Below are 23646 nucleotides of genomic sequence, written 5' to 3' on the forward strand. Positions count from 1 at the left end.
GCTCGCTAGGAAGGCTGTACAAGTGCTCCTTACCTCCTGTTATAGGGCGCTATATTTAAGGGGCACGGCGGTGCTATCAACCACCTTCCGCATGATAAATGACGACTTAACCCCCGTGACACCTTGTATACGGGTGATTTTTCCCAACAAAATGTCTTGATATCGATCCATATCGGGTACGGCGACTTTAAGCTGATAGTCTGCATCATGCCCCGTAATCAGGTAGCACTCCATCACTTCAGGCAAGGTTTGGATCGTACGCTCAAACGCTTCAAATCGTTCAGGAATATGTTTATCCATACTAATATGCAGTATGACAAAGAGATTAAGTCCTACCGAGCGTTCATTTAAACGCACAACACGATCACGGATAACGCCAGATTCCTCTAACGCTTTGACCCGTCGGGAGCAGGGTGCCGCAGTTAAACCTACCTGTTCCGCTAAATCCTGATTGGAAAGCTCCCCATTATCTTGTAGCGCGTGCAATATTTTTAGGTCAAAGCGGTCGAGGTGGATGTTTTTTTTCATGATATTTTAACTGCTAGCAATAATATGTGTGTTTTTAGTGTATTTGCTTTTTTAATATTGCGCAAATGATTAAATATTTAATGAATTAGAACGGTAATTGCGCAAGGTACGCTATAAACTTGTTTCTATCAGTTAAGGAGCAGGTTTCGTCCCAAACGGAACCGGTTTATGGGTTAAAAATCACAGCGTCATCCCGATGTGAGGGAGTTATCACCATCCGTGAGCCTCTCCAGCCCTAAGGTTTTATCGAACCTATCCTGAGTGCCAAAAGCAGATAACTGAGCCCGTACTGTATTAAGTACCCCGCTGTCCCATTCCACTTGAATGTTGACAGCGGGTTTTAATGTAAAGTCGTTGTAGACATAAAAAATTGTGCATTACTGAACCGTAGGTAAGCGTTATGTTTGATCATAAAAAATATCGTCGTTTTGAAACCGTCCGTTTAACGGATCGTACATGGCCAGATCAAGAGATCAATAAAGCACCCGATTGGTGTAGTGTTGACCTGCGTGATGGTAATCAAGCGCTGGTAAACCCTATGTCAGTTGCGCAGAAAACCCGCATGTTCAGCTTATTGGTTAAGCTAGGCTTTAAAGAGATTGAAGTGGGTTTTCCTTCCGCCTCCCAGCCGGATTTTGATTTTGTCCGTAAGTTGATCGAAGAGGATCGCATCCCTGATGATGTAACAATTCAGGTACTAACCCAAGCGCGGGAAGCATTGATCAAACGTACTTATGAAGCGCTTGCCGGTGTTAAACGCGCCAATGTGCATGTGTATAACTCCACATCCATCGTCCAGCGCGAACAAGTATTTAATATGAGCCGTGACGAGATAAAAGCGATTGCGACTCAAGGAGCGCGTTGGGTTCGCGATTATGCGGCTCAATACCCGGCAACTGCATGGGAGTTTCAATACTCACCTGAAAGCTTTACCGGAACCGAGATCGACTACGCCGTTGAGGTGTGTGATGCGGTGATCGCCGAATGGGAACCTGAAAACGGCCAAAAAATCGTGATCAACTTACCCGCAACGGTCGAGATGTCATCGCCCAATGTGTATGCCGATCAGATAGAGTACTTCTGCCGTCACCTTAAACAGCGAGATAAAATTCGTATCAGTTTGCATACCCACAATGACCGTGGCTGCGGCGTTGCAGCGGCTGAGTTGGGTGTAATGGCCGGTGCAGACCGTGTTGAAGGGACATTGATCGGCAACGGTGAACGTACCGGCAATATGGATATAGTGACCATGGGGATGAACTTGTACTCTCAAGGTGTCGATCCTGAGTTAGACTTTTCCAATATTCCCGAGATTATTGATGTGGTGGAATACTGTACTGAGCTACCGGTTGCTGCACGTCACCCTTGGGCGGGCGAGTTGGTCTACACTGCATTTTCCGGCAGTCATCAAGACGCGATTAGAAAATCAGTTAACTACCATACTGAGCATCAACAAACCCATTGGAATGTAGCGTATCTACCGATCGATCCACGGGATATTGGTCGTGAATATGAAGCGGTTATTCGTATCAACAGCCAAAGCGGTAAAGGCGGTGTCGCCCTTGTTTTGGAACGGGATTTTGGTATTGAGCTACCTAAGTGGATGCATGCGCCTTTGAGTCAGCAGGTACAGCAGGCAGCTGAAACCCAAGGGGTGGAGCTATCTGCGGTGACCATTAAAACTATTTATGAGCAAAGCCTTGTCAGCGTACCTGCTCAATGGCAACTAAATGACTATGAGCTGCATACAGACTCAAACCAAGTGAGTGCACAGTTTAGCATTGGTGAGGCCCAATTCTCAGGTAAAGGAGCTGGCGCCCTAGAAGCATTGTGTGATGCCTTGGCCAAGCAGTACCAATGTGAGATTGAAGTCAGCCATTTTGATGAGCACTCAATCGGCGCCGGTACGGATGCCCAAGCTTTGGCTTCTATCTGTGTTGCTATCAATGGTGCGCTAGAGTACGCCGTTGCGACCAATGAGGATACCTCAGCCGCTGCACTGCAGGCGATGCTAACTGCCTTTAGCCGTCAAGCAGTTAAAGCCGAACCGAGCGCACAAGGCACCGAACAAGTCGCCTAAGGTAGTAAGCGTTGTAGTGATGTTAACTAAAATCGCTTGAGTAAAGGCTACGCACAATCCTAAAGCCCGCTTTTTAGTTAAAGCGGGTTTTTTATGCTGCCGAATAAGCAAAGGGTGAAGGTGCGTATCCTTAAAGGCTATTTCCTGTACTTATCCGGCAATGTTCCGTACAGATTGAGTTGCTTTAATAAGTATTCTATAATTTGGACATAGTACGGATACTTTCCGTACGCTGGAGGGCGCATGGCAACGGCACGTTTAGATATTCGTCTTGATGAAGAGATTAAGGTAAAAGCAGAAAAAGCCTCAGCATTACTTGGTTTGAAGAGTTTGACTGAGTATGTTGTTAGGGTAATGGATGAGGATGCAACTCACGTAATTGAAGCGCACGAAAGTATGGTTGTTAAAGACAATGTCTTTGACGAATTTATGGCGGCCTGTGACAAGGCTAACGCACCCAATCAGGCATTGCTTGATGCAGTACAGCTTGCAGATGAGAGCGGTATCAAGTGAGGTGGGGTAAAACCTTCGTTGAGCTGAGTAAATCAGAACATGATCGTAATCCGTTTGATTGCGGCGAAGAAAAGTTAAATAACTTCATAAAAACACAAGCCGTTAAGCACATGCAAGCGAGTATCAGTCGTACCATGGTGTTGCCTAGTGCTTTACCGCTGCCCAATCAGAAGTACGCGATTTGTGCATTTTATACGGTCGCGCCTAGCTCGATTAGTCGTGAAACCCTGCCTGTTCATATAGCAAAGAAACTCCCTCGATATCCAATTCCTGTATTTCTACTAGCGCAACTTGCCGTACACAAAGAATTTCAGGGAGAAGGTTTAGGAAAGGTTAGCCTGATCCGTGCGCTAAAGTACCTATGGGATGTTAATCAGCATATGAGAGCTTATGCTGTCGTTGTCGATTGTCTGACCGATTCAGCGCAAGCGTTTTATGCAATGTTTGGCTTTAAAAGGCTGTGTGAGCACAATGGGCATATGCGTATGTACTTACCGATGAAAACGTTAGCGCAGCTGTTTAATCAGCCGTAATTTATAGCATTATATCGCTTAGAAGGATTTAAGTATGAGTACACGAATTTTTTTTGACAAAATAAAAAATGATACACAGCAGCTAATTTCAGATATTGAGAGTGAATTAAATCTAGAGTCTGTACCTGAACGGTATGCACAGTTAAAAGCTGAAGTTGGTAACTCTTTAAAGCTAAACGATGGAAGTAAAGATCAAACATATGCTGAATCTATTCTGGAGTTTTATAATCGATTAAAACCAAATTCTGGTTCCAATGATCATAAAAAAATCTTCAATGCATTAATTGATGGTTTTGATCTATTAGAGTGGACAGAGAAAAATGGTGAATAAGCATTGCGATAGGTTTGAACATTGTTCAGCCTCTCTGTGGGTAATTCGTATGGTTAGTCTAGTGTTAAGTTTACCAAGGTGAAGTAGGGACAGACACTCATTAAAGCAGTTGGTTCATTAGGTACTAAGGTGAAGTAGGGACAGACACTCATTAAAGCAGTTGGTTCATTAGGTACTGGCATCCATTAAAACAAGTGCCTTTTTCCGTTTCATATAATAGATAATTAGCGCTAACCAACAGCCGAATAGTAGATATTAGACTGGTGTGTTCGTTCGCGGAGTTGATAGATCATAAAAACTAAACCGATGATGACTCATCGGTTTAGTTGTTTTAGCGCAGGCTAACTTTTATTTTAAGCGGGAACGCCTGCTGCTTTATCCATCCTTCTGGTACATAGTCACCCACCACCCGATAGGCTTCTGGCCACTAGTTTTTCCCCCGTACGGCGGTGCCGAAACGGTAATCAATAAAAGCAACGTGTGCGGCATAGTGTGCTACACCTAAGGCCAGGCATTTTTTAACGTTTTCTTTAACGTTGTTATTCATAAAGCATACAGCCGGAAAACTGTACATTAATATGCAGTAATGGGTATAGGTAGGTACGCTTTAAGGGAGGCGGTCCAGTATTTAGCACGTGAATAGGTTGGAATCATTATTCACTAGGCTTCTTGTTTTTAGATGATACGGTGTGCTGAAAAATAGCGGTGAGTGAAACGTTGTAAGTCGTTAAAGCCGCTCGCGTTTTATTGCTATTCATGTAATATTTTTATTGTTGTATCAGTCGTTGTTTATTATTGGCCATGAGTTGTATTGGGCGTTCCATGACTGCTGTTTGGTATCTAAATTTTATTAATAGATAAAATAAGGTGGAATGATGGATTGGCTAGTCGAGTTTTTTCGTTACCCTGACGATAATCTCTTAGTGTCAGGCACTTATGATTTAACCCTTGTTGGCTTGTCTGTTTTTCTTGCCATTTTTTCTTCTTTTATGGCTTTACAGTTGGTTTCTCAAACTGAAGATTTTACCAGTTCCCTTCAACGTAAATTGGCGCTGCTTGCGGGTAGTTTTGCGTTGGGTTGTGGTGTTTGGTCAATGCACTTTATTGGGATGCTTGCGTTTGATTTATGCACGACGGTCGACTATGACTGGAAATTGACAATCATATCTATGTTGCCAAGCATTGCCGCTTCATGGGTTGCGCTAAACATTATTGCAAAACCTAACGCAACGAATGTGGAGCTCGTTATTGGCGGTACGTTAGTTGGTGCAGGCATTGGTATAATGCACTATGTAGGCATGGAAGCGATGCAAATGGCACCGCTTGTACGTTATGACATTACTTATTTTGTATTATCTATTGCATGCGCTGTTACGTTGGCCATCCTTTCTTTATCGGTGCGTTTTGGTATTCGTCGTTTTCACCGCTTTCACGTGTCGGAATTAAATTTAAATGTAATCAGTGCCGTTATTATGGGGCTAGCAATTTCAGGTATGCATTACATTGGCATGCTGGCTGCCCGTTTTATTAGCTATGGGGAGTTAATTAAGGATGATTCGAGTACAGACAGTGCATTTTTGTCTATAGGGATAGCGATTATTGTCCTGTTTACCACGTTTTTTGTATTAGGTGTTAACCTCGTTATCAAATACCGAGATGTTTCTCTGAGTACCCGTAGTAATGAAAAACGTTTAAAAGCCATAATGGAGACTGCAGTCGATGGTGTGGTAACCATCAATGCGCACGGTTTTATAATGGATGCTAATAATGCCGTCACAACCATTTTAGGGTGGAAACCTGATGAGTTAACTGGAAAAAATGTTTCTATACTGACGCCTCCCGAGATCGCTCATCAGCATGATTCCTTTCTTGAACGCTACCTAAAGACTCATGAAGCCAAAATAATTGGTAAAGGGCGAGAAGTAGATGCCTTACATAAGTTAGGTCATAGAGTACCTATACGGCTAGCAATTGGTCATGTGCAGCTGCCTAATGAAGACTTTTTTGTTGGTTTTATCTCAGATATTAGTGCACGTCTTGATATGGAAAAAAATATTCGCGAAAGCGAAGAAAAGTTCCGGACTTTGATTGGCAATATTCCAGGAGCCGCTTACCGCTGCAACTGCGATAAAGATTGGCATATGCAATTTGTAAGTGAAGCGGTTGAAGGTATTACGGGTTATACCGCTGAAGAGTTCCTTGAACAGAATAATAAAGTGTCTTTTGGTCATATTATTCACCCTGACGATGTTGAACTTACTAATGGTGTTGTTGAAACGACTGAGGGGTTTCAGGTTGAATATCGGATTTATCATAAAGACGGCAGTATTCGTTGGGTGCTAGATGCGGGTATCTGTATACGTGATGAACAAGGTGAAATTGTTTGCCTAGACGGTTTTTTAATGGATATCACCGAGCGCAAGTTGATGGAACATCAGCTGGTGCAAGAAAAAGAGCGCGCAGAGCGGGCTACAGCGATTAAGAGTGAGTTCCTAGCTAACATGAGTCATGAAATCCGTACGCCTATGAATGCGATACTGGGCTTTAGTGAAATATTGTTGGATTCAGATTTATCGAATGATCAACGCAAACATCTGTGTATTATCAGTAATGCTGCACATTCTTTGCTGCACTTAATTGATGATATTCTCGATAGTGCAAAAATGGAAAAGGGCAAGCTGACACTGGAGCATCTACACTTTTCACTGAGGCAGCAGCTAGACTTGGTTATATCCACTATGTGGGTACAAGCGCGTAAAAAATCGTTAGCTTTGGAGCTAGAGATTGATCCTGAGATACAGGAGTTTTATGTTGGGGCGCGAGATCGAATCCGCCAGGTGCTTATTAATTTAATAGGTAACGCTATCAAGTTTACTAAACAAGGCCGTGTGGTTTTGCAGGTGACTCTGGCTGAAGAAGGTTTTGTGCACTTTAAGGTTAGTGATACAGGCATTGGTATTTCTGCAGATAGACTAGAGCATATTTTTGATCCGTTCACTCAAGCAGATGCTTCAATGACGCGTCGCTTTGGGGGGACTGGGTTAGGTACTTCAATTAGTAAGCAACTAGTTGAATTAATGGGGGGGAGTATATCTGTTAGTAGTGTTGTTGGTGAGGGTAGTTGTTTTGAATTTAGCATTCCTCTTACTGTTGGTGATGCAGATAAAGCAGCTACAGAGAGTGCTCAAACAATATCGCTAGAGCCAATGAGTATACTCATAGCTGATGATATTAAGCAAAACCGAGAGCTTCTTAAGTTGTACTTCGGTCGGCAGGGGCATCGCGTTACCACTGCAAGCGACGGTGAGGGTGCAACGAAATTAATAAAACAACACCCGTTTGATGTAGTGCTAATGGATGTGCAAATGCCTATTATTGATGGGCATATGGCCGCTCGAATTGTAAGAGAATGGGAAAAACAACAGAGCCGTCCCCCAGTTCCTATTATCGCCTTAACCGCTAGTGTCCTAGAAGAGGATAAGGTTGCTGCTCGCGAAGCCGGTATGGATGGCTTTGCCAGTAAACCGGTTAACTTTAATGAGCTAACAGCAGAAATTGCGCGTCTCACCGGTAAGTCGCTTAGGGCTGTGGATACTGAGCAAGACTGTTTAGTCGCTGCAAGTAATGGCTTGGTAAATATGCAAGAGGCGCTGAGTTTATGGCAAGAGAGCAGTATATATATCAAAGAATTAAGTCTTTTTTTACAGCAAAATAGTAACTTAATTGCGACATTAAATAATTTAGTTACCAGCAACGATGCCCCTGCATTGTTGCAGAAAGCGCATAGTTTGAGAGGGATTGTAGGCAATTTGGCAATTCGAAAATTAGAAGAACAGTTCTTATTGTTAGAAGATACTGTTACCCATTATCAGTTTGAATCCAGCACTGCAATTATTGAACGTATCGGTCAGCTATATGCTGAGCTTCAAACTGAATGTGATAACCTCCGAGAGCAATTTAATAATGCTTCGGCTAATGATGTGGAAGCGTTAGAATCCTCAACCGATCCAACTCCCTTTAAAGAAAGTATTTTAGACTTAATCAATATTGCCAAAGCCAGTGAATTTGATGAGGAAGCGTTAAACGTGTTAATGAAGCATGCTGATGCCAAAAATAAGCAACGGGTGCTTGCTATTCAACGCGCTTTTGAGGATTTTGATTTTGATGTGGCCTTGTCTTTACTGCAAGATTTAGCTAATGAACTACCGGATAAGGAGTGAAGGTTTGACAGTAAATAACAAAAAAACGCTGTTATTAGTTGATGATGAACCAACCAACCTACGGGTACTCAAGCAGCTTTTAGAAGATGACTATCGTTTGATTTATGCTAAAAATGGTGAAGTAGCAATTAAACTAGCGCTTGAACATAATCCTGACCTTATTCTTATGGATGTTATGATGCCAGAAATGACAGGTATTGAAGCCTGTCGCCATTTAAAATTGGATAAGCGAACTCGCTATATTCCAGTTATTTTTGTTACTGCATTAAAAGATGAAGTTGATGAAACGGCGGGTTTCGAAGCGGGGGGGGTGGACTATATTACCAAACCTATTTCCCCAGCGATTGTTAAAGCCCGAGTGAAGACGCATTTATCACTGGTGCAGGCTGAAGAGTTACGTCGTACTCGTTTACAAGTTATTCAGCGACTTGGGCGTGCTTCCGAATATAAAGATAATGAAACAGGCACTCATATTATCCGTATGAGCTATTACTCTAAAATTATAGCACTTGCATATGGTTACAGTGACGATGATGCCGATGACTTATTTCATGCTGCACCTATGCACGACATCGGAAAAATAGGTATCTCTGATCACATTATGTTAAAACCTGGCAAGCTAACCGATAGCGAGTTTGAAGAGATCAAAAAACACCCTCTAATCGGTGCTGAAATTCTAGGGGATTGTGACTCATCGTTATTGTTATTGGCTAAGTCTGTGTCCTTATACCATCATGAAAAATGGGATGGCACGGGTTACCCTCATGGGATACAGGGTGAACAAATCCCAATTGAAGGGCGTATCATTGCACTTGCTGATGTTTTTGATGCGTTGACTTCAAAGCGTCCTTACAAAGAGGCTTGGTCGGTTGACACCACCATGGATTATATTCGTGAGCAAAGTGGTAAGCATTTTGATCCGACGTTGGTAACGATTTTAGAGCAAGAGCTGGATAAGATGCTAGAAATTAAAGCAAAATGGCCAGAGGATGATGAATAAAAACTAAACCGATGATAACTCATCGGTTTAGTTGTTTTAGTACCGGCTAACTTTTTCCTTTAAGCGGAAACGCCTGCTGCTTTATCCAACCTTCTGGTACATAGTCACCCACCACCCCATAGGCTTCTGGCCACTCGTTTTGCCCCCGTACGGCGGTGCCGAAAAGGTAATCAATAAAGGCAAAGTGCGCGGCATAGTTGCGATCAATCGCCGCTTTATCGGATGAGTGGTGCCAGTGGTGAAACTGAGGGGTGACGATAAAATATTTAAGCCAGCCAAATTTTATCTGTGCATTGGTGTGGTTCAGCACGGCTTGGAAGCCCACGATGATGATATAGGCATCGATGACGCTTTTATCAAACCCTAAGATAAAGATCGGGGCGAGTACGCCGCAGCGGGTTAGGGTGAGTTCGGCAATATGCTGACGAGATCCTGCGAGCCAGTCCATGGTTTTAGCGCTATGGTGAATGGCATGGAAACGCCAGAAAAAAGGCACTTCATGGTAGACGCGGTGCAGTGCATATTGCACAAGGTCAGCGACTAAAAGGACCAGCATCAGCTGGCTGAACCAGCCGACGTTTTGTATCCACTCTTGGGAGCCACTGTCGACGGCCCAACCAAAGGCATTAGAGACAAATTGGTTGGCGGCCAGTAGTACAAAGCCGACAATCAGGTGATTAACAAAGAAGTGGTGCAGGTCGGTTTGCCATTCAGGTCTAAGGATCGCTTGTTTTTTATGGGGGATGATCTTTTCTATAAAGACAAAGATAAGCGTTGAACCAAGCAGATCAAGAATAAACCAGTCGAGCCCTAGGTAAGCGTTACTTTGTTCAAAGTCAGCGACTTCAACACGGTGTCCGCCCAATGCGATGGTGATGGTAATGAGGGACCAAGCGATTAAGCCTGCCCGTTTATTGGTGTTCCTTACAAAGTTGAGCAGGCCTAAGCTGCCAGAGATGATTAATGCAACAAACATAATCATGCGAATAAGCTCTACATCGTAGGCCGCTCGTAGTTCGGGTGTCGTAAGATATTCCGGGAAGTGGAATGCGAGTACGCCCAAGAAGCATAAAGTTGCGAGTGTAACGGCGATATAGCCGCTAATACGTCCTTCGCCAAAGCGTAGTTCGCCACCTTCCAGATTCTTTAATAACATCCTGTGTCCTTTTTAGGTCTATAGTTCGATCGATTCGATAGTTATCGAGATCATACCGTTTCAGCGCACATGCAGATAGCCATTATATCGTAGAGCAGGGTGCAGCTCCTCAGTTTTACATAGCTAAGGTTTAACATGAAGCCGCCTGCTGAGTGTCATTTAAGATGCGGGTTAAGCACGCTAGGCCTAAATCAATCTCGGCGTGACTGATGTTAAGCGCAGGCATAAACCGTAGGGTGTTTTCTCTGGGGGCATTTAATAGCACGCCTAGGGCCAATGCTTTTTGCACAATGAGCGGTGCCGAGTGGTGTGGGGTATCGAGTGCTAACAGCAGGCCTTTACCTCTAACCTCACCTAAGCCAAAAGTTACGCTGAGTGTGTGTAACTGCTGTTGGAAGTACTCACTCACGCTGTTTATATGGGGGAGGAATTCAGGGCTAAGCACGGTGGATAACACCGCATTAGCGCTTGCGCACATGAGCGGGTTACCATTAAAAGTGCCTCCTTGGTCGCCGTATTCAAAGCAGCAGGCATGTTTTTTAGCGAGTAGTGCTGAGATCGGTACGCCGCCACCGAGTCCTTTACCTAAGGTCATGATGTCCGGTTGAATCTGGAACTGTTCATAGGCAAATAGGCTGCCGGTTCTGGCGATACCGGTTTGTACTTCATCAATAATAAGAAGCAGGTTATGTTTTTTACACAGGGCCTCCACTCCTTTCACAAAGTCTGGGTCTGCAGGTATCACTCCGGCTTCACCCTGAATCAGTTCCAGCATAATGGCCACGGTCTGCTTATCGATAGCCTGCTCAGTGGCGTCGAGTTGATTAAAGGGGACTTTGATAAAGCCATCCACTTTGGGTTCAAAGAGGGGAGCAAAGGTGTCTTTCCCTGTTGCTGACATGGTGGCTAAGGTTCTGCCATGAAACCCCTGTTGAAAGGTGATGATCTTAAAGGCGCCTGATTTATGAAACTGTCCCCATTTTCTGGCGAGTTTGATCGCGCCTTCATTCGCTTCCGCGCCGCTGTTGGCAAAAAAGACCTGATCGAACACCGAGTGACTGCATAAGGTTGCGGCTAGATTGATCATCGGTTTATTAAAAAAGGCGGGACCTGGATTAATTAATTGGGCCGATTGTTCGAGTAGCGCTTGTTGAATCACGGTGGGGCTGTGGCCTAAGGTGTTGACCGCCCAGCCTTGCACGAGATCTAAATAGGCTTTGCCCGATTGATCGTATAGATAATCCCCTTTGCCTTCGACAAAGCAGATTGCCGGTCTTGGGGTGATTGGCATAAGGTGTTCTTTCTGTATCGCTAGGGATGGATCGATTGGGTTTGAGGTTATATCGGTCGGTGCAGACATGGTTTTTTCCTTAATAATTAAGTACGTTTTTCATCCGCTTATAAGCGTGATGTAAATAGGATTGAGGTTATTTTGGGCACAAAAAAACCGCGGGGGTTAGCCTGCGGTTTCTTAGGAGGTGATACGCTTTAGTTTATTTAGCGTCGTCGCTTATCAACACCCAAAAAGGCACAGGCATTCGATACACGGCGTCGCAGTGTAGTAGAAGATGGCTGAGTGTGGCCTTGGGTTAGGTGTTTTATCGATTTCATAGTAACGACAGTATGCCGTTGAGACTTTTTGCGGTCAATCATAATTTTTAGTGTGCTGTATGCTGTGGTTAGCCGAGCATCGGGCGTGTATTCAGCCGTGTTAGCACACGAGTAGTTGGGGCAGTATAGGTTTGTAAATGTCAGCCGCATTAATCAATGATTTGGCTGTGAGTGCCTGTACGGCATACACTTCGGTTGTGACGTGATATTTGTCCCGCACTTTTTTTAATAGTAGGTCAAAGTCTCCATCCCCTGAGAGCAAGATCACGGTATCTACGTCTGGAGCGTACTCCATAACATCGATGGTAATCCCGACATCCCAATCACCTTTGGCGGAGCCATCCTTACGTTGGATAAAGGGTTTTAGTTTCACATCAAAGCCGATATGGCGTAAGGCATCTTGGAATTTGCGCTGGCCGTCATTGTTACTTTCAATGGCGTAAGCAAAGGCGTGGGTGATCTCACCCTCTTGACTGATGATCTTCCAAAATTTACGAAAATTAAAAGGACAACCAAACGCTTGGCGAGTGGTGTAATAGATATTTTGTACATCAACAAAGATGGCGATTTTCTTGGCTGCTTTACTCACGGATAACCTGTAGCGCTTAAATTAAGGGTTCCACTATATCAGACCTGGTTGTGATTAACGGAAATGCTGGAAAAAACAGTTCGGGTGCACTATCGTAGCAGTAATAAAGGGGTTTAATGAACCTTACTGATTGATTCATCGGAGCTTTTTAATGTCTGTTTCAGACGAGACGCCTACCTTAGATAAGTCCAGTTCGGAGAGCTCTACCACGCCCAAAGGGAAAAAACGGATCGATGTCGCCGTTGCTTTCGTTTTGTGTGGTGCATTGTTTTCCCTGCTTATCTTCCTCTATATGTTTAAACAGGAACGGGATACGGCGATTCAGGGCTTTCACGTTCAGATTGCACAAGATACCGCACGCTTTGAACAAAGGCTGGCTTACAGTTTTTATAATGTGGCATCGCTACAGGCATACCTTGATCTATCACCCCAAATGGCGGGTATGGATTTAAGCGCGGTGGCGAGCCGTATCGTCAATCCTCATCAGGGGGTAGAGGCATTACTCTGGTTACCTGAGGGGCAGCTAAATCCCACGCAATTTTCTGTTGCAGAGGGCGCGGTCGTAACGGACTCCCTCGACCCCGCTGTGGTTGATATTTTTAATGGGGAGTCGGTTACTAGCCAAATTGTTCAGTTGGGCGAGCGATCAGTCATTGTGCGCGCTTCGGGTGCTGGGGCGCAGCGGATGTTGGCGCTGCTGGATCTAGACAACCTGATTAAAACAACCCTCTTAAACAGTGTAGAGAATGAACTGGTCGTTCATCTGTTTACTGCGGCGGCAGAGGCTAATGGGCCTGTGTATTCCCTTGGACAAGGCACCGTTGCGGAAGATTCGATTACGGATAAAACCATCACTCTTTTAGATGGCAGCGAATTGACACTGAGCTTTGCTGCCACCGAATCTTACCTTGCTGGTAAGATGAACTATACCTCTCTGTTCTTTCTGCTGACCGGTTTGCTGTTATCGTTTTTATTAGCCTCTTACCTTAAACGCCTCTCTCAGCATTTAAAACGGTTGAAAGATGAGCAGGATATTATGTCAGAACAGATGATCGATACCTCATGGAATGATCCGTTGACGGGGTTGGTCAATCGCACCCATTTTGATGAGGCCTTAGATATTGAGTGCCGCAGAGCGGTGCGCGAATTTTCGCCCCTATCAATAATCCTCTTACGTATTGATGATTTTGCTCAATACAGTGAGCACTATGGCGTTGATGCGGCTGATATTTTAGTGCAGCGCATCTCTGAGACGTTAAAGAGTTGTGTGAGTCGGCCCGGTGATATCTTGGCCCGTGTTGATGAGAGTCAGTTTGGTTTTATTTTACCGTCGACCAATGAGCTGGTTGTGCAGTTGGCTGAACGTTGTTCTTTAGCGGTAAGAACATTGGCGTTGCCTAATGAATCCGAGGCTAAGGATTTATGTGTCACGGTTAGTTTAGGTGTTGTGACGCTGCAACCGACTCGCCTGTTAACCGCTGAGCGTTTATTTGACACAACGATGCAGCAGCTTGAGCAAGCCCGTGAAGCGGGGGGCGATCAATATAACGCTTATATCGAGAACAGTACTGAGCCGTCTCTTACTTACTCGGTCTAAATGCTCCGTTAGCTACACTGACTGTATGGCGACTCATGTAAGAGAACACTATGGCTGTTATTGAATCTTTATTTACACGATTGCAGCGCGATGCTGAGCAGCATAATCATCGTCGTTTACTCGTGGTTAGTGGCACTAAAGCGTGGTGCGCACTCCAAGCGCAGCACCTTAATAACTTACCTGATCTGCTTTGGATCGGAGACCCTCTGCGCTGTAATGCGGGGGGTGCCGATGCTGAACTATCCTCCTCTCAATCTTTACCCCATATAAAACCAGCGGATCTTCACCTGATTTTAGGTCAAACAACGTCGTCGGTTGTGTTTAATGCATGGGACGGTTTTAACCCGAATAGTTTTGGTCAAATCGCGGGTGCGCTAGCGGGGGGGAGCTTACTGGTTTTAGTCTGCCCAGATTTAGATGAATGGCCCGACTATGACGACCCCGAACATAAAAGCATCGTAGCCTACCCTTATGAGACCGTTGATGCGGGGCGTCGTTTTATCTCCCGCGTGGTTATGTTGTTAGAAGATGATGCCTACACGGTTATCTATCGTGAAAAGAACGCCCTCGCTGGGGTTGAGGTTGAGCTGCCGGATGTGATGACCTCCTCTCAAGAGGGGGATGATGAGCCGATCTTGCCGAATAGAACCGTGGATCAACAGCACGCGGTTGAGTTGATTTTAAGTCAGTTCAGACGAGGCCGACGGCCCGCTGTTTTGACGGCTGATAGAGGGCGAGGCAAGTCGGTCGCGTTAGGGATTGCCGCTGCCCAGTTATCAGGGCTGGATTATCAACAGGTATTAATTACCGCCCCCGATTATGCCGCTGTGGATGAAGTCTTTGCTATGGCGCACCAGCTCCTCCCTGACTATGAATATAGCAAAGGGTTAATGCAGCATGGGGATCACCAGATACGCTTTTTGGCGCCGGAGTTGGCGCTTAAGGAGCGGGGCGATGGACAAGTGTTATTGGTCGATGAGGCGGCGGCGATTCCGGTGCCGGTTTTATCAAAACTATTACAGCGCTTTCCTCGCATTGGGTTTGCTTCCACGATTCATGGTTATGAGGGGACTGGGCAAGGGTTTAGCGTTCGGTTTAAGAAAGTTCTCGACCGTGAAACGCCTAATTGGAAGCGCATCCACCTTAAACAGCCGATTCGTTGGTCTGCGCATGATCCGCTAGAATCCTTAACTTTTCAGCTGCTATTACTCAATGCGCAAGCGGTCGAGGGTCAGGTGTTAGTTGAGGCTTACCGTGCTCAGGGTGATGATACAACCGCGCGTTTTCCACCGGTTATTGAGAAGTTAGATCGCGATCAATTGATTGAGGATTACACCACCTTAGGCCAGCTATTTGGTTTATTAATACTGGCGCATTATCGTACCTCGCCGGGGGATCTACGGGTGTTGTTAGACAGCCCTAACTTACATATATGGTTACTTAAAATAGACAACCATGTGGCAGGGGCGGTATTGGTCGCAGAAGAGGGGCCGCTGCCCTCAGCATTAGTGGATGATATTTGGTCGGGTAAGCGTCGGCCACGGGGTCATCTGCTTCCGCAAACCTTAGTTTGTCAGGAAGGAGCCAAAGCCGCCGCCCCTTTGAAAGCGGGACGTATTATGCGTGTTGCTATTCACCCCGCGCTTCAGCGAGAGCAGTTGGGTACGGCCTTGTTAGGCGCCGTTCAACAGTATGCTGAAAGCGAAGGGTGGGATTATTTAGGCGCCAGTTTTGCGGCCAGTACAGATCTACTGGGCTATTGGCACAGTAATGGTTTTGAAACCGTACGGTTAGGGACAGCGAGAGACAGTGTGAGTGGTAGCCATGCTGCCTTAGTGCTAGCGGCACTGTCGGCCGAGGCAAACCGATTACAGCAACACTTGCGACAGCGGTTTTTGGAGCAGATTAACTACCGTTTAAGCGATGACTTGATCGATTTGGATATACCGCTCGTGTGTCGGTTATTACAACATGGGGAGGGCTCATTTGAATTGACGCCCCATGACTGGTCCGATTTAGACGCGTTTTGTCACTATAACCGAAGTTATGAAAGTTGCGCTTATACCCTGCATAAGCTGTTATTGGTGTTTCTTAAAAAGGTGTCCGAAAGCCGGTTACAGATCTTTTTACAGAATGATGATTTTCTCTTGCTGGTGGAGCGTAACATGCAGCAAAAAAGCTGGGCGTTACTCGAACAGCGAGGGCAGGGACGGAAGCAGTTAATGCGTCAATTTCGGGACGTGGTCGTGCATGTCATGGCGGCGGTCAAAGAAGGCTAAGGCGTAACCGGTTGTGTTACTAAAGAGGAACAGCAGTGATACCTATTGAATCTCTTATTATGTTTATTGCCGCTTCGGCGCTGCTCGCGGTTGTGCCGGGGCCGGATAATCTTTTTGTGCTAACGCAGTCAGCTATTCATGGTCGGGCGGCGGGGGTTATGGTTACGTTAGGGCTTTGTTCCGGTTTGATCGTTCATACCTCAGCTGTTGCGCTGGGTGTTGCCGCTATTTTTCAAACATCGGCCGTGGCGTTTACTGTGTTGAAGGTGATTGGGGCTGCGTATTTGGTTTATTTAGCCGTGCGGGCTTTTCAGGCGTCAGCTGACAGTGTTGAATTAAAGCGTCAAGCAAGCCGCTCGTTGGGTGCGTTATACCGTCGCGGTATCTTTATGAATATTACTAACCCTAAGGTCTCTATCTTTTTTCTGGCCTTTCTTCCGCAATTTATTGCGCCGGAAAAGGGTGAGTTTACCCTGCAAGTCTTTATGCTCGGCGGTATCTTTATGTTGGTCGCGTTAGCTATTTTGTGTGTGATCGCGCTGCTGGCGGCATTTTTAGGGCGCTGGCTTAATCGTTCACCGGGTGCTCAGATTTATTTGAATCGTGTAGCGGGCGTCGTATTCATGGGGTTGGCGTTGAAGTTGGTCACCTCTAAAGCGATGCCGAGCTAATATTGAGTATGATGGAGGGGCGGACCTCGTTACCGGCGCAAGGTTAAGGTATTACCTTTTTGTGTAATCTCAAGGTGCTTCATAAAGCTCATGCCCAGCAATACTGTTTCGCCGTCCATATAGGGGTTAATATGGCCGCGAATATCGAGCAGTTTAATACCGCCGAGTTGCACACTATCCAATGTGCTGTTGTAAACCGTGATATTCCCGTTAGCGGTGCTGACATCCGAGCGAAAGCCTTTTTCTAAGCCGATCTTGTTTGCGACCGCTTCAGGAATACTGATGGTAGTTGCACCCGTATCGAGGAGAAAAGTCACATCGGTACCATTGATTTTACCTGGGGCGACGTAGTGACCCGCCCGGTTTCGTTGGAGCACCACCGTTGCACTGCCATTATCAGCGATTAAATTTTGGTTCGGGTTATAGTGTTGGGAAATGGTGTCTTCAAAGAAAAGGTAGAGTAGGCCGAGTAACAGGACCCAAGCCACCATCCACATACCTTGACCAATACGTTTTGGCGTGTGTTCAGCTGTCATGGTTGTACGCTACCTTTTGCATTAAAGAGAGGGGGTTATGCACGTTCCATAAATTTACCGGTTTCTGTGTTCACTTTCACTTTTTCCCCTTCCTTAATATATTCCGGTACTTGAACCTCTAAGCCATTAGATAAAATAGCGGGTTTCGTTCGGCCGGTAGCACTGGCTGCTTTCATGCCTGGGACACACTCTGCAATGGTGAGTACAACGCTGCTAGGCATCTGAATGGTAAGTACTTCACCATCAATCATCATGGCTTGAATATTTTCCATACCATCTTGGAGGTAGGGTAACTGTGCTTCAATGGCGGCAGAGTTTAAGAGGTACTGATTGTAGTCTTCGCTGTCCATAAAGGTAAATGTGTCATCTTCACGGTACAGGTATGAACAGTTACGGCGCTCAAGTAGCACCTCTTTTAATAGATCACCGCCGATAAAGGTCTCTTCATATTTGCCTCCGCCGGGTAGCTGGCTGAAACGCACTTTATATAAGGTGTTGGCACCGCGAGAGCTTGGGCTGCGAACATCAATACTGTGAACAGAGTAATAGTTGTTATTGATCTCGACGACCATTCCTTTTTTTAATTCTGAGGCCTTAGGCATAGCGGTATCCGTTAAGAGCTTATTGTTGAGCCTAATTGTATGGGAGTGAGGGCAAGAGGAAAAGCGCAGACCGAGTGATAGGTGGTTTTTAGCCCTTAAGGCGTGACGTTTGCGAGTTAAGTAAGTGTGGGTGGTGTGACGAGTGCCGTGTAGAGAGCGCCTGTCCCCTCAGCTGTGTTTTTGCACACGGGGCCAGGCGTATCTATTAAGAGAGTTAGCTTAGTTGGCTAAGATGGTCGCGTGTGATGGAAAGTTGTTCATCAATGGCTTGGGTGAGCTGATTAAAATAAACCCGAGGCTCTATGCTGATCTGCTCTGGGGTCAGTATTTCATTATTAATCAGTGTGATAATTTGCCGCGTATTACCGCCCTCTATCTGATGCTTTTCTATATTTTGTAGTTGATAGAGAAGCTGGACACGGATATCTGCAGGGCAGTGTCCTAGGGAGGCTGCTTTATTGCCTAAGGCCCTTAAACGTCCCAATGATTCGGCAAACTGTGGACGTTTTAGTACGTTATGCCATAGGTTTTGATTGTCATGATTTCTCTCCTGCGCGGTAAGTGAGCAGGTATCGGCAATGACGGTTAACTCATGCAGAAGTTTTTCAATCAGTTGGCAGTGGGGCATAAAACTGTTTTCGGGGGCGGCGCTGATCGCTTGCCAATTGATCTGCTGGCGCTTAACTCGGATCAAATTTCCTGCATAATCTTCGCTTATGAGAGAGGACCAGAGGTAGTCGATATCCATACTCAAGCGGCGTTGTTCTGTCTGGTTTTGCGTGAGGTTAGCGCAGAGGCCGCGATGGCGCTGCATCTTTTGTATCAACTCAAGGATAAGTGAGAGTTGGCTGATGCCTCGCTGACGTTTGATGGCGCGTCGTTTTGCCAATTTGCTACGATGATAGAGATTGGCACTGATCATCACAAAGAGTAGGGCACTGAAAATACCGGCTTCGATCATGCGACAGCCTCCTTTTGAGCTGATTTTTCAGCTAACTTTTCAAGATAGCCGGTTAGCTCAGTGAGTGAACTGGCTTGCTCGCTATGTTGCTGTAATAACATGCCGATATTGGTCAGTTTTTCGCTGAGCTCATTACTGGCCGAGGCGTGCTCATCAATCGAATGGTTGACCTCACTAATAAAGGCCAAACTTGTATTACTGCCGTTTTCAATGGCGTGTAATAGGTCAAGCATACGGGTGCATGTGTTTGAACCGGTTGAGAGCATCGTCTCGCAGCTTTCCATGCTGGTGGTGACTTCGCCTACGCGGTTAAGCATTGAGCTGACGAGGTGCGTAATGTCGCTGGTAGCTTTCTCAGTGTTACCGGCTAATTGACGGACTTCGTCGGCGACAACAGCGAACCCTCTGCCCGCTTCACCTGCGCGTGCAGCCTCTATCGCTGCGTTTAAGGCGAGTAGGTTTGTCTGTGCGGCGACCTTTTCTATCGTACTGACAAAGGCCTGTATCGCTTCAGCTTCACTGGTGAGCTGGTTTATTTTTGTGACCGCTTCTGTAAATTGCTGACGTACGTCGACAATAGAGTTGTTCAGTTGGTGCGCCTCTTGGCTACCGTCAATACACATGGTTTGGGAGTCCTGTGCATTACTGTGGGTTTTTTGCACGTGCTCTCTAATTAAGTGGACGGTTTGACTCATCTCTTCAGAGGCACTTGCAACCGTGAGTAATTGGTTTTGCTGCTCAGAGGCGGCATCGGCGGTATGCTTGGCGAGGTTTTCCAATTCATGGGTCGAGAATTTCATCTCACTGCAGAGCTGGTTAGATAGATCGTTCAGCTCTTCATAATTACGGGAAAGGCTATAAAGGTTTTGTGTTAACTCCCTTAGGGGTTTATCGCTGCTTGAGTGTTGTTCGCGGAAGTGTAAATTATGTTGTGTAAATTCATTTATAACAGACACTAGATTGTCCCAACGGCGTTGGCACATGAAAATAAAGCTGATCTGAAAGTAGCTTAGGGGGACTAACACCCATAGTGCCTGCGTGATATCGTAGGCTTGAGTGGCGATCACCAATAGCCATCCACAAAGCAGCAGAATCCCTGATGTTTGTAGCGATACTTTGCTTAATAATGAATAACCAAAAGATAATGGCAGCATGCGTTCTTCCTCGAAAAAGTCAGTCCCCTTCGTTTGTTTTGCAAGAGTTAAGCCAGAACTATAGGTTTGTGGTGGGACGCTCAGTTTTCGGGCGTTATCTATAGGTTTTGAGACGATAGTGGGGCGGTTAACTGGATTAGGTAGGGTTTGCTTGCACGCATAAGGTGCTAGTTGGTTTTTTTTGGTGCATTGCTTAGTGCTGTTTAGGTTATGGTCGTGGGTCAACACGCTTTGCTTATATAAAGGGAGGCCTTAATTATTTATCGTATTTATTATTGGCCCAGCGTGATTGCAGTATTATTGTAACGATGGGGCTTTATTCTATTTTTGACAGAGGATACCTATGCATATTTGGGTTGATGCCGATGCTTGTCCAAAAGTAATCAAAGAGATTCTTTTCCGAGCGGCTGAACGAAAAAACGTATCAATGACCTTAGTGGCCAATCAGTATATGGCGACACCTCCATCACCGTTAATTAATGCGGTTCAAGTACCGCAGGGATTTGATGTAGCGGATAACCACATTGTGGCGAAGCTGGAAGAGGGGGATTTGGTGGTGACGCAAGATATTCCTTTGGCATCTGAAGTGATTGATAAAAAGGGTGTTGCTATAAATCCTCGTGGGGAGCTGTATACCCCTGAAAATATTAAACAGCGATTATCGATGAGGGATTTTATGGAAACTCTACGTAATTCGGGTGTTGATACGGGTGGTCCAAACACGTTTAATCAATCTGATCGTCAGGCGTTTGCTAATCAGTTAGATCGTTTTCTAGCTAAAAATTGTGGTTAGAAAAAAAATTATTGTGCGCTGCACAAAAAGTGCTTGACTAAAAATCGCACAAGCCGTATCTTAGCTGTAATGGATTGCTGCACTGCAGCATGATGATAATTGGAGATATAAATATGAACGCTGCTACTAACCCTTTTGCTGATTTTTTCAAACCAGAACTTACTAAAGAAATGGCTGACCTTTTCAAACCAATGCAGAACTTAGTTGATGTAAATACTAAGACGGTTGAAACGTTGGTTTCCCTTCAGAAAGCATACGTTGAAGAACTAGCTAACGCGTCTGTTGAACAGTTCAAAACTTTGTGCGAATGCAAAGATCCTAAAGCTGCTCTAGACCTACAAGTTAAATTCTACAAAACTGTAGAAGCTAAAATGACAGAAACGGCTGAAAAAGGCGTTGCTGCAATGGCTGAAGCTAAAGATGCTTACGTTGCAACTGTTGAAGAGTCTGGCAAGAAAGTAACTGAGCTAGCTGAAGAAGCTGCTAAAAAAGTTGCTGAATTAAAAGTAGCTTAATTTAAGCTAAGAATTTTAGAAAAGCCCAGCTGGTCATCAGCTGGGCTTTTTTTTGTTTAAAATTCGATCTCACAATCGGATTCAGGGATCGAGCTACAGGCGAGGATTGCCCCCTGTTGTTTATCTTTGTCGCTTAGAGGCAAGTCGGAACTCTGTTCTACTTCGCCTTTAATAAGCGTGACTTTGCACGCACCACATACGCCCGCTCTACAACCGGAGGGGATGTAGATACCGGCATCTTCTGCTTGGTCGAGCAGGGTGGTTTGGTTATCACCGGCGATGGTACTGCCGTTTATGGTTAATTCAACCTCTGTCAGGCTCGATAGAATCGTTGAGTGTGGCGGCAGACCAAAGCTCTCTTCATGCCAGTTTTCCTCCTGATGACCTAATTGCTGACATAAGGTTTTCGCTTGGGTCATAAACCCTTCGGGGCCGCAGCAAAGAACAGTACGGGCTTTAAGGTCAGGCACCTGCTGTTGTAGTTGGGTCAGGTTGATACGGCCACTGAGCCCCGACCATGTCGGGTCAGGTTGGCTTAGGCAAAACAGTAGTTTCAATTGTGGGTTCTGCTGCGCTAACCAGCGTAGTTCATCTTGGCAGATTAAGTCGGCTTCGGTGCGCGCTTGATGGTAAAAAATAATATCCTGGGCTGCATGGGTATCGGTTAGTGCTCTGACGATGGAGAGCATTGGGGTAATGCCGCTGCCGGCTGAAAGTAAGAGGCAAGGGGCGTTTGTTGGTAGAACGCTCTTATTAAACACCCCTTGTGGGGGCAGTGCCGTAATGTGGTCGCCAACATTGAGGTTGTCATGCAACCAGTTAGAGACACAACCTCCACTCACGCGTTTTACCGTAATCGCTATATCGCTGGGCCTAGAGGGTGATGACGATAAGGTATAACAACGGGCAATAGGTAAACCATCGATCGTGAGGTTTAAGGTGATAAATTGGCCTGCCAAATAGTCTGCGCGATAACCTTGGGGTAGTTGAAAGCGGAAGGTCACCACATCAGAGGTTTCCTCTACGCGGGCGACACAGGTTAGATTGAGTGTTTGGTCGTTATCCCATGTGGTTTGCGAGGTTGTTAACCTGGGGGCCGTGTTTGTTGATGCTGCGTTTGTTACGGCATTGTTAATAACTGGGGCGTTGTCTGGGTATTGCTCAGGCGCTTTAGTTTCGAGCACTTCGACCGTGTCATTCAACGCTATCTGTCCTTCATTTAACGGGATCAGGTTTTGCCCAAAATAGATTTCGTTATCCTCGCCCAGTCGATACTTAGACAGTGTTTTAATCGGCTCGCCTTTGCTGATCGGTTTAAGGGAGTTTAGATCGTAGCTTGTCATGATGCAGCGTGAGCAGGGTTTTACAATCTCAAACTCTACTTCGCCGATGCGAATTCGCTTCCAGCCATCTTCGGCGAATGCTTCGCAGTTACTGACCACTAAGTTAGCACGGAATTGATCCATGACGGAGGGGGCGGCACTGCGACTGTTAAGGTCGGCTAAGGAAGCCTCTGAGATCAGCAATAATGGGTATCCATCGGCAAACGCGACCGGTTTTTCTGGCCGGCGTGAAGTATAACGCTCCGATTGCTCACCAAAATAAAGGAGTTGGCAGGGCACACCTAACCTTTCTGTAAACCACTCATCAAATTGGGTACCGCAATGTTGAGCGTTAACGTCTGTGCCCCAGAGCGTAACCTGACGATAGTTTTGAAAGAGTTCAGGGTAACGTAGCGTGATATGGTCGCCCTTAGGTGAAATAATTTCTAGGCCATCTGCTTTGATTAAGGCCTGATAATGCAGCAACTCAGGCACATTACGGGCAGAGAGAAGCTCACCGGTAGGGGTACTGAGCATAAAACGGCGATCAAAGGCTAAACCGGACTCACCGACGAAAGCTGAGGATAATGAAACGTTTGCCATCGATTTTACGGGGAAAATATTGATGGTACTTAATTGCGTGTTTGGCACTGAT

The 23646-nt window shown here is 45.7% G+C and carries 20 protein-coding genes; 11 read left to right on the forward strand and 9 right to left on the reverse strand.

Going from position 1 to position 23646, the window contains the following annotated elements; genetic code table 11:
• Positions 1–39 precede the first annotated feature (39 nt).
• Positions 40–528, reverse strand: a complete 489-nt coding sequence (locus A3773_RS03685) for an Lrp/AsnC family transcriptional regulator (RefSeq protein WP_067983207.1) — start codon at positions 526–528, stop codon at positions 40–42.
• 400 nt (positions 529–928) lie between these two features.
• Here A3773_RS03685 and leuA point away from each other — a divergent pair, with 400 nt between their 5' ends.
• From leuA to A3773_RS03715, 6 genes are all read left to right on the forward strand, one after another.
• Positions 929–2608, forward strand: coding sequence for a 2-isopropylmalate synthase (gene leuA / locus A3773_RS03690; RefSeq protein ID WP_067983208.1), 1680 nt, complete (start codon positions 929–931; stop codon positions 2606–2608).
• A gap of 243 nt (positions 2609–2851) precedes the next feature.
• Positions 2852–3121, forward strand: a complete 270-nt coding sequence (locus A3773_RS03695; protein WP_067983211.1) for a type II toxin-antitoxin system TacA family antitoxin — start codon at positions 2852–2854, stop codon at positions 3119–3121.
• Complete coding sequence (locus A3773_RS03700) at positions 3118–3654, forward strand: GNAT family N-acetyltransferase (protein ID WP_067983212.1); 537 nt, start codon at positions 3118–3120, stop codon at positions 3652–3654. The genes A3773_RS03695 and A3773_RS03700 overlap by 4 nt, the downstream gene beginning before the upstream one ends.
• 34 nt (positions 3655–3688) lie before the next feature.
• Positions 3689–3985 (forward strand): hypothetical protein, encoded by a 297-nt coding sequence (locus tag A3773_RS03705; RefSeq protein WP_067983214.1) that lies wholly within the window; start codon positions 3689–3691, stop codon positions 3983–3985.
• A gap of 872 nt (positions 3986–4857) precedes the next feature.
• The gene (locus A3773_RS03710) at positions 4858–8205 is read left to right on the forward strand and encodes an MHYT domain-containing protein (RefSeq protein ID WP_067983216.1); all 3348 of its coding nucleotides are present in this window, start codon (positions 4858–4860) and stop codon (positions 8203–8205) included.
• 4 nt (positions 8206–8209) lie between these two features.
• Entirely contained in the window at positions 8210–9205 is a 996-nt protein-coding gene (locus tag A3773_RS03715; RefSeq protein ID WP_231902136.1) for a response regulator, read from the forward strand.
• 46 nt (positions 9206–9251) lie between these two features.
• On the opposite strand, the gene A3773_RS03720 is transcribed toward A3773_RS03715, so the two are convergent.
• From A3773_RS03720 to A3773_RS03730, 3 genes are all read right to left on the reverse strand, one after another.
• Positions 9252–10361 carry a sterol desaturase family protein gene (locus tag A3773_RS03720; protein ID WP_067983220.1) on the reverse strand — a complete coding sequence of 370 codons (1110 nt, stop codon included), beginning with the start codon at positions 10359–10361 and terminating at the stop codon, positions 9252–9254.
• Positions 10362–10491: 130 nt separating this feature from the next.
• Positions 10492–11721 (reverse strand): acetylornithine transaminase, encoded by a 1230-nt coding sequence (locus A3773_RS03725; protein WP_082800539.1) that lies wholly within the window; start codon positions 11719–11721, stop codon positions 10492–10494.
• 351 nt (positions 11722–12072) lie between these two features.
• Complete coding sequence (locus A3773_RS03730; protein ID WP_067983222.1) at positions 12073–12561, reverse strand: LabA-like NYN domain-containing protein; 489 nt, start codon at positions 12559–12561, stop codon at positions 12073–12075.
• A gap of 151 nt (positions 12562–12712) precedes the next feature.
• On the opposite strand from A3773_RS03730, the gene A3773_RS03735 reads away from it, so the two are divergent.
• The 3 genes from A3773_RS03735 to A3773_RS03745 are packed head-to-tail and all read left to right on the forward strand — an operon-like array spanning position 12713 to position 17108.
• On the forward strand, positions 12713–14158 hold the full coding sequence (locus A3773_RS03735) for a diguanylate cyclase domain-containing protein (RefSeq protein WP_067983224.1): 1446 nt from the start codon (positions 12713–12715) through the stop codon (positions 14156–14158).
• Positions 14159–14208: 50 nt separating this feature from the next.
• A complete protein-coding gene (locus A3773_RS03740; protein WP_067983226.1) occupies positions 14209–16437 on the forward strand; it encodes a tRNA(Met) cytidine acetyltransferase TmcA in 2229 nt (742 codons plus the stop codon).
• Between the two features lie 35 nt (positions 16438–16472).
• The gene (locus A3773_RS03745) at positions 16473–17108 is read left to right on the forward strand and encodes a LysE family translocator (protein ID WP_197462720.1); all 636 of its coding nucleotides are present in this window, start codon (positions 16473–16475) and stop codon (positions 17106–17108) included.
• Positions 17109–17137: 29 nt separating this feature from the next.
• On the opposite strand, the gene A3773_RS03750 is transcribed toward A3773_RS03745, so the two are convergent.
• From A3773_RS03750 to A3773_RS03765, 4 genes are all read right to left on the reverse strand, one after another.
• Positions 17138–17644 carry a retropepsin-like aspartic protease family protein gene (locus A3773_RS03750; protein ID WP_067983227.1) on the reverse strand — a complete coding sequence of 169 codons (507 nt, stop codon included), beginning with the start codon at positions 17642–17644 and terminating at the stop codon, positions 17138–17140.
• Positions 17645–17679: 35 nt separating this feature from the next.
• Complete coding sequence (gene efpL / locus A3773_RS03755; protein WP_067983229.1) at positions 17680–18246, reverse strand: elongation factor P-like protein EfpL; 567 nt, start codon at positions 18244–18246, stop codon at positions 17680–17682.
• A 214-nt stretch (positions 18247–18460) separates the two neighbouring features.
• On the reverse strand, positions 18461–19207 hold the full coding sequence (locus A3773_RS03760; protein WP_067983232.1) for a hypothetical protein: 747 nt from the start codon (positions 19205–19207) through the stop codon (positions 18461–18463).
• Positions 19204–20361, reverse strand: a complete 1158-nt coding sequence (locus A3773_RS03765) for a methyl-accepting chemotaxis protein (RefSeq protein ID WP_156473431.1) — start codon at positions 20359–20361, stop codon at positions 19204–19206. Before A3773_RS03765 ends, A3773_RS03760 begins: the two co-directional genes overlap by 4 nt.
• Positions 20362–20704: 343 nt before the next feature.
• Between A3773_RS03765 and A3773_RS03770 the strand changes: the two genes are divergently transcribed.
• Together A3773_RS03770 and A3773_RS03775 are read left to right on the forward strand one after the other, a co-directional pair.
• On the forward strand, positions 20705–21154 hold the full coding sequence (locus A3773_RS03770) for a YaiI/YqxD family protein (RefSeq protein WP_067983236.1): 450 nt from the start codon (positions 20705–20707) through the stop codon (positions 21152–21154).
• A 113-nt stretch (positions 21155–21267) separates the two neighbouring features.
• Positions 21268–21669, forward strand: a complete 402-nt coding sequence (locus tag A3773_RS03775) for a phasin family protein (RefSeq protein WP_067983237.1) — start codon at positions 21268–21270, stop codon at positions 21667–21669.
• Between the two features lie 56 nt (positions 21670–21725).
• Here the strand turns inward: A3773_RS03775 and A3773_RS03780 are convergent, their stop codons facing one another.
• Positions 21726–23642, reverse strand: coding sequence for a hybrid-cluster NAD(P)-dependent oxidoreductase (locus A3773_RS03780; RefSeq protein ID WP_067983239.1), 1917 nt, complete (start codon positions 23640–23642; stop codon positions 21726–21728).
• Positions 23643–23646: the final 4 nt, after the last annotated feature.

The organism is Neptuniibacter pectenicola (assembly GCF_001597735.1).
GTDB classification, from domain to species: Bacteria; Pseudomonadota; Gammaproteobacteria; order Pseudomonadales; family Balneatricaceae; genus Neptuniibacter; species Neptuniibacter pectenicola.

Bases quoted from the DNA above. Each gene is read 5' to 3' on its own strand.
- A3773_RS03685 (WP_067983207.1), bottom strand. From the start codon at position 528: ATGAAAAAAAACATCCACCTCGACCGCTTTGACCTAAAAATATTGCAC.
- leuA (WP_067983208.1), top strand. From the start codon at position 929: ATGTTTGATCATAAAAAATATCGTCGTTTTGAAACCGTCCGTTTAACG.
- A3773_RS03695 (WP_067983211.1), top strand. From the start codon at position 2,852: ATGGCAACGGCACGTTTAGATATTCGTCTTGATGAAGAGATTAAGGTA.
- A3773_RS03705 (WP_067983214.1), top strand. From the start codon at position 3,689: ATGAGTACACGAATTTTTTTTGACAAAATAAAAAATGATACACAGCAG.
- A3773_RS03710 (WP_067983216.1), top strand. From the start codon at position 4,858: ATGATGGATTGGCTAGTCGAGTTTTTTCGTTACCCTGACGATAATCTC.
- A3773_RS03720 (WP_067983220.1), bottom strand. From the start codon at position 10,361: ATGTTATTAAAGAATCTGGAAGGTGGCGAACTACGCTTTGGCGAAGGA.
- A3773_RS03725 (WP_082800539.1), bottom strand. From the start codon at position 11,721: ATGTCTGCACCGACCGATATAACCTCAAACCCAATCGATCCATCCCTA.
- A3773_RS03735 (WP_067983224.1), top strand. From the start codon at position 12,713: ATGTCTGTTTCAGACGAGACGCCTACCTTAGATAAGTCCAGTTCGGAG.
- A3773_RS03740 (WP_067983226.1), top strand. From the start codon at position 14,209: ATGGCTGTTATTGAATCTTTATTTACACGATTGCAGCGCGATGCTGAG.
- A3773_RS03750 (WP_067983227.1), bottom strand. From the start codon at position 17,644: ATGACAGCTGAACACACGCCAAAACGTATTGGTCAAGGTATGTGGATG.
- efpL (WP_067983229.1), bottom strand. From the start codon at position 18,246: ATGCCTAAGGCCTCAGAATTAAAAAAAGGAATGGTCGTCGAGATCAAT.
- A3773_RS03760 (WP_067983232.1), bottom strand. From the start codon at position 19,207: ATGATCGAAGCCGGTATTTTCAGTGCCCTACTCTTTGTGATGATCAGT.
- A3773_RS03765 (WP_156473431.1), bottom strand. From the start codon at position 20,361: ATGCTGCCATTATCTTTTGGTTATTCATTATTAAGCAAAGTATCGCTA.
- A3773_RS03770 (WP_067983236.1), top strand. From the start codon at position 20,705: ATGCATATTTGGGTTGATGCCGATGCTTGTCCAAAAGTAATCAAAGAG.
- A3773_RS03775 (WP_067983237.1), top strand. From the start codon at position 21,268: ATGAACGCTGCTACTAACCCTTTTGCTGATTTTTTCAAACCAGAACTT.